Below are 14,060 nucleotides of genomic sequence, written 5' to 3' on the forward strand. Positions count from 1 at the left end.
TCAGCTCACCCGCTCACGGTGGTCCGCGCCGCCGCCCGGGGCGGGGCCGTCCGTCAGCGCCGCGTACAGCTGCGGGCGGCGCGCCCAGAGCCCGAACCAGAGCGTCTGCTGGAAGCGGAGGTCGGGCTCGCGCAGGTAGCGGATGTGCTCGACCTCGCACCCGGCCTCCAGCAGGCACTCCTCGGCCCCCGCCCGGGCCAGGAACCGCTCGGGCATCGCGATCGCGCTGGAGCCGACCGAGCGGGCGCCCAGCGCGCTCGCGAAGGCGACCGCCACGGTGTTGAGGGTGGCGATGCCCCAGACCGCCGCCGCCTGGGCGGCCCGGTTGCGGCCGTCCAGCGAACCGGCCACCAGGAGCAGCTCCGCGCCGTTCAGGCACTGGATCCGCGGCGGCTCCACCAGCCAGAAGTCCGGCCCCAGCAGCACCCCGACCCGGCCGGACTCGGTGTCCACGACCGGGAAGTCGTCGCCGGTGCCGGTGCTGCCGTCGGCGAGGACCGCCCGCCGCAGCTCCACCCGGACCGAGCCGTCCGGGTCGAGCAGCCGGGCCACCTGCTCCAGGCCGCCGTCGGCCGCGGGCTCCGCCCACGAGCCGGTGAGCACGTGGGCGCGGCGGGTCCGGGCCAGCTCCGCCAGGCGTTCGAGGGCCTGGTCCCGCAGCCGGGGCGGGAGTGCGCGGACGCCGTCGCCGACGGCGAAGGCGTTCTCCGGGAGCACGACGAACGACGCCTCCGGCGTCACCCGGCGCTCCAGGTCGGCGAGCACGGCCTCGACCGTCGCCGCCTCGTCCGCCCGGCGCGCGTGTTGCGCGACGATGATGGTCACGAACCAGTCCTCTCGCCCGAATCCGTCGGACCGGCGCCCCGGTCCCGGCCGTCCGCCCCGCCGGTCGGGGCGATGGCCGTCCGCAGTTCGGCGGCCAGGTCCCGCCGGGCGCCCACGTAGTCGCCCAGCAGCGCCCCGTACGCCCGCGGCCGCCGCATCCCGATCCAGCGCCGGCCGTCGCCGGGCGGGGAGCCCGCGTCGCCGGGGTCGGTGCCGTCCGGGTCGAGGTCGACCACCAGCACCTCCGGCTCGTCCGTCCCGGCCTGGGCGATGACGCCCTCCGGCCCGGTGACCAGGCTGGTGCCGGCGAAGCGGACCTCCACCAGGCGGTCGCCGCGCTTGCCCCGGACCACCCCCACCGAGCTGGCGTAGACGATGTTCACGTCGTTGAGGTAGGCCGCCGAGCTCAGCGCGTTCACCATCAGCGACTGGTTCTGCAGCAGCGTCCCGCCCGGCACGAAGATCGTCCGCGCGCCCGCCACGGCGAGCAGCCGGATGACCTCCGGGATCCAGAAGTCCGAGCAGACGGCCACCCCGACCAGCCCGAACTCGGTGGTCATCACGCCCAGCGACTCGGCCTGGCGGCAGACGACCATCTCGTTGCCGAAGGCGTGCGCCTTGATCGCGCTGTCCGCGACGACGCCCTGCCGGTCGATGAACAGCGAGGTGTTCCGGTACATGCCGTCCCGGAGGTCCTCGACGATCGAGCCCAGCAGCACGTTGGTGCGCAGCCCGCGGGCGAGCTCCCGGAAGCCGTCCACGATCCGGCCGGGGATCGGGGTGTCGGTGCGCCCCCTCAGGTGGTCCTGCCCCGGCATGTACCACGGGGGGCCGAGGAAGAACTCCGGGAAGCAGACGACGTCGACGTCACCGCCGGCGCAGACCTCCTCCACCGCCCGGAACGCGTTCTGCAGACCTTCCGCGGGATCCTCGACCCAGAGGGTCTGTACCACCGCTACCTTCATGTGCGTCGCCTCCTCAAGGGCGCCATCGGTACCTCGGGCTCGCGCCGGTCCCACCACCGGAGGCGGGTCATGACGTCACGGCCTCCCAGTCCTTCGCCTCGACGATCCGGACGTCGACGTCGATGCCGAGGCCGCGACGGACCTCGGCCTCCACCGCCTGCCGCAGCACCTCGTCGGCGGCGGCCGCGGCGCCGTCCGCGACCGCGCAGGTCACCGTGAACCCGCCGGGCCGGGGCTCGGCCGCGAAGTACGGGGCGAACTCCGCGAAGCCGAAGACGATCCGCTCCACGTCGACCGCCGAGACCGGGCCGGACGCCGAGCCGACCAGTTCGGCCACCCGGCCGAGCGGGGCCAGCACCGGGCTCCGGGCACCGCAGCCGCAGCCGCCGTCGGCCGGGCCCAGTTCCACGAACTGCCCGGTCGGCTCGCCCGCGCGGTCGGGGCTGTCGGGGGCGTCCGCCGCCCCGAAGGCCAGCAGCAGTTCACCGCGGAACGCCGCCGGGCCGTCGGCTCCGGGGGTCCGGACCGCCGCCCGCAGCCGGTGGTCGCACACGTGCAGCGCGCCGGCCGCGCAGGGGACGGCGACCGTGGGCGTCCAGGCGGTCCCGTAGAGCTCGGACGCGTCGGCGCCCCACAGGGCCGCCACCCGCTCGCGGCGCTCGGCCGAGCTGGCCTCGCCGGTGGTGACGACCAGGCGGACCGCGGAGTCCGCCGGCCGTTGGCCGCGCGCGACGGCCAGCGCGGCCAGCCTGGCCGCCACGGTCGCCGAGCAGACCAGCACCGTCGCCCCGTACTGCCCCATCAGGTCGAGGACCCGCGGCAGCGGGCAGATGGTGTCGCTCGTGCCGACCCCGATCACGGCCGCGCCGACCAGCTCGATCGCGCGCTCGACCTCGGCGCCGACGAAGGACAGCTCGTACGGGACGGCGACGATGACCACGTCGTCCTCGGTCAGCAGGCCGTCGAGGCAGCGGGCCAGGTCGATCTGGTTGCGGACCCACTCGTCCCGGGTCAGGAAGGCCGGGTGGGTGTGCCCGGCGGCGTCGGACCACTCGCCGTAGCGGGCACGGGCCGAACCGTGCCAGGCGTCGGCCCCGGCGCGCGGGCCGGGTCGGTGCGCTCCTCCGTCGCCCGGCCCGAGCAGGCCGAGGAAGTGCTCGTAGATCCCGGAAGCGGTCGTCGCCACGGTCACACCCCCGTGCCCTGGTCGTCCGGCGTCCGCCACCCGTAGTCCTGGAGCGCGCCGCCGGGGCCGTCCGTGCGCAGCAGCGGCGCGCACCCGGCCGCGGGGTTGACGTCGACGCCGAGGCACTTGGCCAGCACGAGGTCGTGGTCGCCCATCCGGTAGGTGCCCTCCAATCGGCATTCGAGGACGGCGTAGGCGCCCGCGAGGTGCGGGCTGCCGCTGGGGGTCGGGGCCCACGGCAGCGCGGTGAAGCGGAGGTCCGGCCTGGTCCGGGAGAACCTGGTGCCCAGCTCGCGCTGGTCGTCGGCGAGCACGTTGAGGCAGAACGGCCGCCCGTCGGCGAGCGCGGACCAGCTCGAACTCCCGGACGCCACCACGAAGCCGAGCAGGGCGAGTTCGCCGGAGACGACGGTCAGCGAGCCGATCGCGAGTCCGTACGGGGTCGGGCCGTCCTGCTCGGGGTGGGGCCGGGTGCCGGCGACGACCGCGACGGACCGCGGCAGCAGCTCGGCGAGGCCGGCGAGGTCCCGGGGGCCGCCGGGCTCCACCGGGACGGGCGCGGTCGGCTCGGAACGCCCGCGCAGGTGGCGGCCGGTGACGCTGTCCGGGTGTTCGGCGAGCGCCTCCGGGGGCCCGCAGTGGATCACCTGCCCGCCCTCGGCGCCGGAGCCCGGCCCGAGGTCGACCACCCAGTCGGAGATCGCCAGGACGCGCAGGTTGTGCTCGATCGCGATGACGGTGTTGCCGGTGGAGATGAGCCGGTCGAACAGGGCCAGTAGGTGCCGGATGTCCGCGGGGTGCAGGCCGCGGGTCGGTTCGTCGAAGATGAACAGGGTGCCGCTGCGGCGCTGCTTGAGCAGCTCGCCGGCGAGGTTCAGCCGCTGGGCCTCGCCGCCGGAGAGCACGGTCGTCGAGCACCCCAGCTGGAGGTAGCCGAGCCCGAACTCGGCGAGGACGGTGAGGGCCCGGACGATCTTGGCGTGGGCCTGGGGGTCGAACCAGCCGACGGCGTCCTCGACGGTCATGGCGAGGACGTCGTGGATGGTGGCGCCGTTGAGCCGGACGGCGAGGACGTGCTCCTGGAACTTCCGGCCGTCGCACTCGGGGCAGACCACGGACTCGCTCTTGAAGAGGGTCAGGTCGATCTCGGCGAGCCCCAGGCCCTTGCAGGCCTCGCACCGGCCGCCGGCCACGTTGGTGCTGAACTCCGCCCGCCCGAGGCCGAGTTCGACCGCGTCCGGGCTGGCGGCGAAGGCGTCCCGGAGGTGGTCGCCGATGCCGATGTAGGTGGCGAGGGTGCTCCGGCTGGAGCGTCCGATGGCCCGCTGCTCGACATGGATGACGTCGGTCAGGGCGCCGGCCCCGGTGACCACGGCGCCGTCCGCGCCCCGGGCGACGGCCCGGGCGACGCTGTCGTGCAGGCCCGCCACCAGCGAGCTCTTCCCGGCCCCGGAGACCCCGGAGACGCAGGTCAGCGCGGTGAGCGGCAGTCGGACGGCCTGGTTGCGGACGTTGTTGCGGGAGATGTCGCGCACCTCCAGCCACGGGGTGTCGGCGGTGTCGACCCGGCGCCGGGTGGGCGGGTCGGACAGCAGGGCGGCGGCCGTCGGCGAGCCCTCGGTGCGGAGCACCTCCGCGAAGGGGCCCTCGACCACGACCTGCCCGCCCCGGGAACCGGCGCCCGGGCCGAGTTCGACGATCCAGTCCGCGGCCCGGATCACCGATTCGTCGTGCTCGATGACGATGACGGTGTTCCCGAGGTCCCGCAGCCGGCGCAGCGAGGCGATGATCCGGCCGGTCTCGCTCTCGTGCAGTCCGGCGGTCGGCTCGTCCAGGACGTACATGACGCCGGTGAGGTCGCTGGCGAGGTGCTGGGCGAGCAGCAGCCGCTGGAGCTCGCCGCCGGAGAGGGTGGGCACCGGCCGCCGCAGCTGGAGGTGGCCCAGGCCGACCTCCTCGATGTTCTCGCTCTGCCGGATGATCGACGCGGCCAGTTCGCGGACCTGCGGCGGCAGGGCGCCGGAGGACAGCGCCTCGCGCAACCGGACGACGGAGTCGCCGAGTTCGTCGCTCTGGAAGGCGTGGAAGGTGTGGCCGGCCACGGTCGCCCGGAGCGACTCGGGCCGCAGCCGCCCGCCGCCGCAGTCGGGACAGGTCTCCTTCGCCAGGTAGTTGGAGAAGGCGCCCCGCCGGGCGGCGGTCGAGGCGTTCTTGTAGGCGCGCTCGGCGAAGCCGAGGATGCCCTCGAAGCGGACGTCGTTGGTGACCTTGCGGATCTTGATGGTGTAGACGGTGTCCGAGCCGTGCAGCACCCGCTCGACCTGTTCCGGCTTGAGCTCGGCGAAGGGTGTGTCGAGGTCCAGGCCGATGTCCGCGGCCATCGTCTCGAAGGCCTTGCGCACGTTGGGGATCGCGAAGGTCCCCGGGTCGGCGCCGTCCCAGATCTCGGTGAGCGTCTTCGAGGGGTCGGGGACGATCCGCTCCAGCGAGAACCCGATCAGCTCGCCGACCCCGTCGCAGCGCAGGCACTTGCCCTCGCGCCGGTTGGCGCTGAAGTGCTTAGCGGAGTGCGGTTCGGCGAAGCAGCCGCAGGTCTCGCAGCGCAGGTCCGGGCCGGTCGGGCCGAAGCAGACCGGGCAGACGGGCCTGGAGCCGGCGCCGAACAGCAGCCGGTACAGCCCGTCCAGGCCGGTCAGCGTCCCGACCGTCGAGCGCGGGTTGGAGTGGCCGCCGTCGCGTTGGCGCAGCGCCACCGGTGGCTGGGTCCCGGCGATCCGGTCGAACTGGTAGTCACCGTCCCCCAGGTCCAGGGACTTGCTCGACAGGGCGCCCAGGTAGAGCGACTTCGAGTGTTCGAAGAGGGTGTCCATGATGAGCGAGGACTTGCCCGACCCCGAGACGCCGGCGGCGACGATGAGCTTCCCCTTGGGGAGGCGGACGTCGACCGACTTGAGGTTGTGGGTCGTGACCCCCTCAAGGACGATGCTGTCAGGACTCACTGCCGCCCCCGTTCGATCAGGTCGCGGACCTGGCCCTCGCAGGCCGCGAGGTCCGGGTAGGTGGAGTGGAGCACCGCGCGGACCCGGGCCGGGTCGCCGCGGTTCCAGGACTCGTAGAGCTCCTGGCGGGTCCCGAAGCGGTCGATGACCAGGTCGGCGGCGAGCCGGAAGATCCGGGACTTCTCGTCCGGGCCGATGTCCCGCCCGCCCATGTACGCGTCCAGCGCCCCGCGCAGTTCGGGGGCCGCCAGATCGCCCTCGAAGGGCTGCATGATCAGTCCCGAGGCGCCGATCTGCCGCACGATCGCCGACGCCCGGGTGGAGAAGTCCCCCGCGACGGCGTCGAGCGCGGCCGTGGAGCCGGGGGCGAGCAGGCCGGAGGAGGTGACCGCGCTCTCGGCGTCCACGGCGGCCAGCCCCAGCCGCACCAGTTCGACGTAGGAGGTCAACTCGCCCAGCATGGCGCCCACTTCGCGGAAGCGGTCGACGCCGATCGAGCGCGCCAGCAGCGAGGCGGTGCCGAGCAGGGTCCGCAGCCTCTGGTGGAACCGGAGTTGGCCGGTGTACAGCGACCACCGGTTGAGCTCGTGGAACCCGCGGGCCGCCACGCCGGCGTCGTCGAGCAGGAACACCCGCGACCGGGGGACGAAGACGTCGTCGAACACCAGCATGGCGTCCTGCTCGTCCAGCCGGGCGGCGAGGCCGCCGGAGCCCTCGGCGTACGACCGGCGGCACAGGATCCGCAGCCCCGGGGTGGCCAGCGGGATGCCGAACCAGCAGACGTAACTCGGGTCCTCGCGCAGGTAGTTGGCGGGGGAGAGGTAGATCAGCACCTCGTGGGCGTACGGGGCCAGCGTGGCGATCTGCTTGGCGCCGCGCACCACGATGCCGTCCGCGTCGCGCTTGACCACCCGCAGCCCGATCTCCGGGCGCTCCATCGGGGTGGACGAGCGGTCGATCTGCGGGTCCCCCAGGCCGTGGGTGAGCGCGATGTCGTTCTCCCGGCACCAGTGGTAGTAGCGCTCCGCGTTGCGGCCGAACTCCGGATGCACCTGGGCGAGTTGGGAACGGAAGTGGTAGAGGCCCACCACCACGTTCGCCATGAAGTCCGGCAGCCGGGACAACTGCCCGTGGGAGGCCTCGGCCCACCGGCGCGAGTTGCGCCACTTCCGGTCGAGTTCCTCCCGGGTCCTCGGCGCCAGGTAGGACAGGCTGACCGGCCGCCCCGAGAGCTCCGACCGCCAGAGCATCTCCGCGGAGTGCTCCGGCGCGTGCTGGAGGTCGTACAGCGCGGCGAGCGAGTCCAGCATCGGCCGGAACCTCGGATCCCCGACCACGTCGACCCGCCGGCCGTCGGACCAGACCTCGCGACCGTCGTCGATGCTGCGGATGAAGTCCTGCCCCCGCCAGGCCCCGCCGGGGGACCCGGGCAGGAGCTCGACCCCTGGGGTGGACGCGGCCCCGTCGGCTGCCGCGGACTGAGTAGTCGTCACTTCCCTCTCTCCTACGGCTTGCGCTCGGCCGCGCCGGAATGGAACGGCTTGTAGCTCTGCTCCTGGACGTCCGGGAAGTACTCCCGGGTGGCCTCGCCCACCAGCCGCATCAGCTCGGCGTCGACCGAGGCCGGGCCGGCCACCAGCCGGTTGAGCGGGGAGTCCGGGACGGCGTTCGACAGCCGCACACCGCGCGCCGCGTGGATCGCCACCAGCGACCGCTGGGCGTTCGCCGCGTCCCGCATCTTGTAGACCGCCTGCGGCCCGTCCGGGATCCCGATCATGGACTTGGTGCCGCCGCTGCCCAGGCAGTTCCGCGGCATGTGCAGGTGCTCGTGCCGCCACTGCTGGTGGACGAAGTGCAGCCGGAAGGCGTGGTCGATCACGGAGTGCCGCAGCCACAGCTCCGGGTCCTTGTGCCGGCCCTCGTCGACCGACCGGACGGCGTCGCTCAGCGAGCCCTGGTGGAAGGAGAGCAGCCAGCTCTCCAGGTCCCCCCAGAAGCACTTGAACAGGTCCCGGAACATGTGCTGCTTGATCGCCAGCGAGTGGGTTCCGCTGGCCGGACCGAGGTTCTCCCGGAAGCCGTGGTACTCGCCGGTGGCCAGCAGTTCGGCCATCACCCGCTGCGCCTCGACGACCGGCACCAGCAGCGCCCGGCAGGCCGCGAGGTGCTCCACGGCGCGGCTCAGGTCGGCGGCGCGCAGCGCCCGGACGGCGGCCTCCAGGTGGTCGTTGGCCTCGGCGCAGAGCAGCTCCGGGATCTGGTGGAGGGCGACGAACTCGCCGTGCAGGGTGGCGCCGTGGAGTTCGGTGGCGGCCACCGCCTCCGCGAGCAGGGCGGCCCGGGTGAACTCGTCCAGGGTCTGCCCGACGGGCTTGCGCACCCGCACGCCGGAGAGGTCGCTCTCCCACTTCGTCGCGTCGTGGCTGCCGGTGCGCAGGTCGTGCAGGAAGGAGTACAGCGGGTCGTCGATGCTCCTGGTGGCGATGGTCGAGCGCACCGCCTTCTGGTCGCGCTCCAGCAGGGCCGTCCGCACGGCCTGCTCCAGGCCCCGCACCGCCTCGACGTACGTCCGGTACCCGGCGGACTCGGCGAGGCCGATCTCGGACGTCCCGGCGAGGTCGCCCTGCCCGAAGACGCTGCGGGCGTCGAACAGCGCGGTGCCGAGGTGGCGCAGCAGCCGGTGGAAGCCGATGCTCCAGCGGCTGTACCGGGCGGTGTCGCCGAGTTCGCCCGCCAGCGTGCCGGCCCGGGTGCGCTCGGCGAGCCGGCTCAGGTTGCGCAGGGACACCTCGGCGGCCTGGAAGACGGCGCGCACCAGCGACTCGTACGAGGCGGGCGCCACCCCGCCGCCGGCCCTGGCCCGGGCCAGCAGGTCGATGCGGTGGAGCTGGTCGTAGCTCTCGGCCACCGGGCCGAGCGCGGTCGTCCTCGGACCGCCGGTGGCGGGTTCAGCCTCTGCCACGGGGGAGCCCTGCGGATCCGGCCTTGACATTCACATCATCCCCCGGTGGTCGTCGCCACGTATCGAATGGAGTCGGTCGGACAGGAGTCCACGGCGTCCAGCACGCAGTCGAGTTCGCGGTCCGTCTCCGGCTGTTTGCTGACGTAGTGCACGTCGTTGTCGAGGTCGCCCTCGAAGTTCTCGGGCGCGAGGTCCTGGCAGAGCCGGCAGTCGATGCAGGTCTCGTCGATGGTGAACCTCCCGTCCAGCGGCAGCCCGGTCGGCAGCGGCAGCTCGGTCACGTCCCGCCGCCCCCCTCGCCCCCCGGCCTGCCGTGCGGCGCGGTGAAGTTCCGCATGGTCGGCTTCGCCGAGGTCCGCAGCGCCTGCTCGAAGCGGGCGACGTCCAGGGCGCGGAAGCGGGTCGGGGCGCCCAGCCGCTCCCGGGCGCGGTCGGCGATCAGGGCGCGGGTGGCGTCGTCGCCGGAGGACGGCGGCAGGGCGATCTCCAGTGCGTCGCCGTCGACGTCGAAGGCGAAGTAGTAGGGGGCGGTGGTCATCGCCCCGAGGACGATGTCCTCGACCTCCAGCTGGGAGGTCCAGCGGGTGCCGACCCGGATCCGGTCGCCCATCCGGCCCCGGTGCCGCAGCCGCCGCAGCGGGGAGCCGCAGGCGCAGGGCGCCGCCTCGATCAGGCAGGTGTCGCCGGTCCGGTAGCGCAGCAGCGGCATGGCCCGGCTCGCCAGGGTGGTCACCGCGAGCTCGCCGACGGAGCCGTCCGGCAGGGGTGCGCCCGACGCCGGGTCGACGACCTCGAAGTAGCTCCGGGTCTCCACCAGGTGCAGGTCGCCGAGCGCGCAGAACATCGCCAGGGTGTTGGTCTCGGTCATGCCGAACATCGAGTAGGCGGTCGCGCCCCAGAGGTCGTGCAGCCGCTGCTTCTTGGCCGGGGACGACCCCTCGCCCGCCATCAGGATCCGGCTGACGGCGAGGTCCCGGCGGGGGTCCAGGCCGGCCCGCCGGGCGGTCTCGCCCAGGAACAGCGCCCTCGTCCCGGAGCACACCAGGGTGGTGGCGCCCGCGTTGCGCAGCGCCCGGACCATCCGTTCGGGCGGGCAGCCGGGGGAGGCCGCGCCGAGCGGGACGATCGTGCAGCCCAGGATCTCGAACGCCCGGTCCAGGTCCTGGCCCACGCCGGCCAGCTCGTACGGGACGGCGACGGCCACCACGTCCCGTGCGTCGACCACCGCGGCGAGCAGGCCCGCGACGGTCAGGTTGTTCTCCAGCCAGTCCTCGACGGTGAAGAACGCGCCGATCGAGCGGCCGTCGCCCGTCCCGGAGCTCTCGTCGAAGCGGATGACCTCCCGCTTCGGCACGGCCAGCAGCCCGAGCGGGTACCCGGCCTTGAGGTGCTCGCGGGTGGTGAAGGGCAGGCGCCGGAACGCCCCGGGCCGGCCCGCCGCGGCGGCCTCGGCGACCTCGCCGGGCACGTGGGCGGCGTAGAAGGGCGAGTTGGCGCACGCGTGCCGCACGGCGCGGGCGAGGGCCTGCCGGGCCCAGTCGTCGAGCCCCGGCCGGTCGAGCGCGCTCACCTCGGCGACCCGCCGGGCGATGGCGATGCGGGCGGCGACCCGGTCGCGCAGCCGGCCCGTCGACGCGTGCCCGGCGGTGGTGGTGGCGGTCGTCATCGGGACGCCTCCTCCAGGGCGGTCATGGCCGCGCGCTCCTGCCCGGCGAGTTCGCCGACGATCGCGGCCGCCTCCGCCAGCGAGCCCCGGAGGGAGGTGTCGTCGGCCTTCCGCAGCAGGGTGGCGACCTCCGTCCAGCGGTCGGCCGTCCGGCGGTAGTCGGCCGCGGCGAGGCGGTAGGCCTCGATGCCGGTCAGGCCGTGCGCCTCGTCCAGGAAGCGGGCCCAGAGCGCCCGGAAGAAGCCGCCGCCGGTGCCGCCGTCCTCCATGCTGACGCCGATCCGGCGCACCGCCGCGACCGGGTCGTCCAGCTCCTCGGACCACCTGCGCATCAGCGAGCCGGTCTTGGCGATCCCCTTGAAGCCGAGGTTGGTGATCGGCGGGGCGAGGAAGTCCCGGGCGGTGGCGAGGACCGCGCCGCGGCAGCCCTCCGGCAGCCCGGCCGGGTCGAAGTCGCCCGCGCCGAGGCGGAAGGCCAGGTTGCGGGAGCTCATCGGCCCCTTGGCGGCGCGGGCCTCGCGCAGGCTCTGCCGGGAGGTCCGCCGGACGCCGAGCGGCGCCGTCTCCGCGAGCAGGAAGGCGTCCCCGTCGTAGCCGACGCAGGTCACGTAGTGCGCGGCGAAGTGGTGGCTCTCCTCGGCGTAGTCGAGGTGGAAGCGGTCGAGCTTCAACCCCACCACCTCGCCCGCGTCGAGGGCGGCCAGCAGGCCGGCCTCCGCGCGCTCCCGGGAGGTGGTCTCCTGCTCGTGGAGTTCGAGGCCCAGCGCCCGGACGGCGTTGCGGATCAGGTGGTCGGGCTTGACCCGGCCGCCGAGGAAGGGCCCGGGCATCTGCTTCGAGTGCCAGTAGAGGAAGGAGAGGCCCTGCCCCAGGCCGAAGACCAGCGGCTCGCTGAGCTCGATGCCCTTGGTGCGGAGCATGTTGACCAGGGCCGTCGACTCGCAGTGGTCGCCCGAGTAGGGGGCGGGAGCGGTGGTCCCCATCAGGCGGTTCTCCCCTCGCGCGGGGCCTGGTGGACGATCTCCAGCACCGTTCCGTCGGCGTTGTTGCGCAGGTGGCCGTAGGTGTGGCCGAGTTCGTCGGCCTCGGTGAAGGCGATCACTTCGAGGTGCGCCGCGTCCCGCGCCAGGGTGTCGAGGGTCCGCCGGACGTCGGCCTCGGCGCGGACCTCGACGGCGAGGTGGGACATCAGCAGTCGGCGCTCCTCGGTGCTGCGCTCCCGCCAGCTGCCGTAGTGCTTGCAGGCGAAGGTCTCGATGGCGCGGCCGTCGGGCAGCACGACGGAGTTCCACCAGCCCTGGGTGCCGTACTGGCGCGGCGAGATGTACGAGGGGCCGGTCTCGACCTCGGCGATCCGCCCGGCCTCGCGGAGTCCGACCAGGTGGGCGTGCCAGTCCAGGACGGCGTCGTCGCGCTCGTAGTCGCCGAGGTAGATCCCGATGTGGTTGACCCGGGCGAGTCCGTCGGCCAGCCCGGTGACCAGGCGGTCCGTCCCGGGGCCGCACCAGCCGCGCAGGTGCGCGGCGCAGTCGACGTCCTGCCAGCTGCCGGAGGCGTCGAGGACGGCCTCCCAGACCGCGTCGAAGTCCGTGGGCCCGGGAAAGCGTCCGTCGTAGGTGGTGGAGAGTCTCGGCGTGCTCCCTGCGAGTGCGTTCACGACGCTTCCTTCCTGCCGGTGATGACCAGCCCCAACAGCACTTCCTTCACCTCGGCCACGAGGCCGGACTGCCGGAGCAGTTGCTCGACCTCGCTCCTGACGTACGAGGAGTTGATCGAGGAACGGAACCCGGGCCGCATGTCCGCCGCGATGTTGGCCTTCATGAACTGGAAGGTGACGCGGTCGACGTCCCGGCGCAGGTCGGTGACGCAGTAGTGGCCGCCGGGCCGCAGCACCCGGTGGAGTTCGGACAGCGCGCGGACCGGGTCCGCCCACTCGTGGAGGGAGGCGGAACTGAACACGTGGTCGAAGGAGTCGTCTTGGTAGGGCAGGGTCAGGACGTCCGCGCAGTCGTAGGTGCAGCGCTCCGCGAGGCCGTAACCGGCGGCGTTGGCACGCGCCCGCCGGAGCATCGCCTCGGAGATGTCGACGCCGGTGAGTTTACCCGGACTTTCCGTTTGTTTCATCCATTCCAGCCCCAAGTATCCTGGGCCGCAACCGAGTTCGAGCACCGACCCGGAGCGGATGCCGGCCCCGAGGACGTCGTCCACCTTCTCCTGGAGCCAGCCGTGGTCCCGGATGTGACGCTGCATCTCGTCGTACTTCACCGCGATCTCGTCGCCCTGCAGACCGTCCTCGGTCTCGTGGACGCGATCGGCGGCCCTGCCCCGCGCACCAGCCATGGTCGACCCGCTTTCTGCGCTCTCCCGGGGCCGTTCAGCCCGCGATGTCGGTGGTGACGTCGAGCAGCCGGCCGAAGGCGGCCTGCTCGGCGTCGGCGATCGCGGCCAGCCGGGCCCCGACCGTGTCCAGTCGCTGCTGCCGTTGCCGCGGTCCGTCTGCCGCGCCGTTGCTGTTGCTGTTGCCGGCGTCGCCGTAGCCGAGCAGCAGCTCGATCACCTCGTCCCAGTCCTGCCGGAGCTGCTCGAAGGCCCCGATCACCGGGTCGAGCCGGACCTCCCCGGAGCGGCTCCGCACCTCGCGGAGGAAGTCCAGGTAGAGGCCCCGGAAGTTGGTGCCACCGGTCCCGGCGTAGCGCCAGAACCGCCCGGTGGCGGGCACCAGCTCGACGTCGGACGCCAGCGCCTCCCGCCAGCCGGGGATCTCCGCCGCCGCCCGGCGCAGCCCGGCGATCCCGAACCGGGGCCCCCGGTCGTCGAGCACCGTCCGCGCGGCCGAGCGCATCGCGCCCCACGCCCGGTCGAGCAGCAGCGGCTCCGGGTCGGCGGTCAGCCGCTCCGGCAGCGGGCCGAGGTGGAGCTGCCGGTTCGGCGAGGGCATGAACCCCTCCGTCGAGCCGCGCGCCAGCCGGAGCGACTCGACGCTCAACTCCCGTGCCCCGCCCTGCTGTTCGGTGTCGACGACATAGGCCGTGGTGTCGTCGAGGCCGTACAGCGCGATGCAGTGGGCGGCGAAGTGGCTCTTGGAGGTGAAGTAGTCGAGGTAGTAGATGTCCACCGTCACGCCGACCACGGACCCGGCGCGCAGCAGCTCGGCGGCCCGCTGCTCGGCGGCGGCCTGGTCCGCCTCCTGCGACTCCCGGAGCTCCACGCCGAGGGCGGCGCAGGCGTTCCGCGCCAGCTCCCCGGCGCCGGTGCGCCCGGTGAGCATCGGTGTGAGCCCCGGCGCCGGCGGTTCCCAGTACTGGAAGTCGATGCCCTGCCCGAGCCCGAACAGCATCGGCTCCGAGACGTCGGCGCCGGCGTGGCGCAGCATGGCCCCCAGCGTCGTCGTCTCGCAGTGCACGCCGGGCCGCGCCTGTAGTGCCAACCGCATTGCCCCCCCTAGCAACGAGTTCCA

General features: G+C 73.6%; 12 protein-coding genes. All 12 read right to left on the minus strand.

Going from position 1 to position 14,060, the window contains the following annotated elements; all coding sequences use genetic code 11:
- The 12 genes from ACFV8H_RS11050 to ACFV8H_RS11105 all read right to left on the minus strand — a co-directional run bounded on the left by ACFV8H_RS11050 (position 1) and on the right by ACFV8H_RS11105 (position 14,036).
- The gene (locus ACFV8H_RS11050; RefSeq protein ID WP_380398467.1) at positions 1-825 is read right to left on the minus strand and encodes a carbon-nitrogen hydrolase family protein; all 825 of its coding nucleotides are present in this window, start codon (positions 823-825) and stop codon (positions 1-3) included.
- On the minus strand, positions 822-1,790 hold the full coding sequence (locus ACFV8H_RS11055; protein WP_380398469.1) for a carbon-nitrogen hydrolase family protein: 969 nt from the start codon (positions 1,788-1,790) through the stop codon (positions 822-824). The genes ACFV8H_RS11050 and ACFV8H_RS11055 overlap by 4 nt, the downstream gene beginning before the upstream one ends.
- Before the next feature lie 67 nt (positions 1,791-1,857).
- The gene (locus tag ACFV8H_RS11060; RefSeq protein ID WP_380398471.1) at positions 1,858-2,976 is read right to left on the minus strand and encodes a hypothetical protein; all 1,119 of its coding nucleotides are present in this window, start codon (positions 2,974-2,976) and stop codon (positions 1,858-1,860) included.
- 2 nt (positions 2,977-2,978) lie between these two features.
- The gene (locus ACFV8H_RS11065; protein WP_380398473.1) at positions 2,979-5,975 is read right to left on the minus strand and encodes a flavin reductase; all 2,997 of its coding nucleotides are present in this window, start codon (positions 5,973-5,975) and stop codon (positions 2,979-2,981) included.
- The gene (locus ACFV8H_RS11070; protein ID WP_380398475.1) at positions 5,972-7,468 is read right to left on the minus strand and encodes a 4-hydroxyphenylacetate 3-hydroxylase N-terminal domain-containing protein; all 1,497 of its coding nucleotides are present in this window, start codon (positions 7,466-7,468) and stop codon (positions 5,972-5,974) included. The genes ACFV8H_RS11065 and ACFV8H_RS11070 overlap by 4 nt, the downstream gene beginning before the upstream one ends.
- Before the next feature lie 11 nt (positions 7,469-7,479).
- On the minus strand, positions 7,480-8,937 hold the full coding sequence (locus tag ACFV8H_RS11075) for a hypothetical protein (RefSeq protein WP_380398477.1): 1,458 nt from the start codon (positions 8,935-8,937) through the stop codon (positions 7,480-7,482).
- Positions 8,938-8,972: 35 nt separating this feature from the next.
- Positions 8,973-9,218 carry a ferredoxin gene (locus tag ACFV8H_RS11080; RefSeq protein ID WP_380398479.1) on the minus strand — a complete coding sequence of 82 codons (246 nt, stop codon included), beginning with the start codon at positions 9,216-9,218 and terminating at the stop codon, positions 8,973-8,975.
- Positions 9,215-10,603: a phenylacetate--CoA ligase family protein gene (locus tag ACFV8H_RS11085; RefSeq protein WP_380398481.1), complete on the minus strand. Its 1,389-nt coding sequence runs from the start codon at positions 10,601-10,603 to the stop codon at positions 9,215-9,217. Before ACFV8H_RS11085 ends, ACFV8H_RS11080 begins: the two co-directional genes overlap by 4 nt.
- Entirely contained in the window at positions 10,600-11,586 is a 987-nt protein-coding gene (locus ACFV8H_RS11090) for a BtrH N-terminal domain-containing protein (protein ID WP_380398483.1), read from the minus strand. The genes ACFV8H_RS11085 and ACFV8H_RS11090 overlap by 4 nt, the downstream gene beginning before the upstream one ends.
- Positions 11,586-12,260 carry a hypothetical protein gene (locus tag ACFV8H_RS11095; protein ID WP_380398485.1) on the minus strand — a complete coding sequence of 225 codons (675 nt, stop codon included), beginning with the start codon at positions 12,258-12,260 and terminating at the stop codon, positions 11,586-11,588. The genes ACFV8H_RS11090 and ACFV8H_RS11095 overlap by 1 nt, the downstream gene beginning before the upstream one ends.
- Positions 12,257-12,943, minus strand: coding sequence for a class I SAM-dependent methyltransferase (locus ACFV8H_RS11100; protein WP_380398487.1), 687 nt, complete (start codon positions 12,941-12,943; stop codon positions 12,257-12,259). The genes ACFV8H_RS11095 and ACFV8H_RS11100 overlap by 4 nt, the downstream gene beginning before the upstream one ends.
- Positions 12,944-12,977: 34 nt before the next feature.
- On the minus strand, positions 12,978-14,036 hold the full coding sequence (locus ACFV8H_RS11105; protein ID WP_380398489.1) for a BtrH N-terminal domain-containing protein: 1,059 nt from the start codon (positions 14,034-14,036) through the stop codon (positions 12,978-12,980).
- Positions 14,037-14,060 lie beyond the last annotated feature (24 nt).

The organism is Kitasatospora sp. NPDC059827 (assembly GCF_042731675.1).
Taxonomy (GTDB): Bacteria; Actinomycetota; Actinomycetes; order Streptomycetales; family Streptomycetaceae; genus Kitasatospora.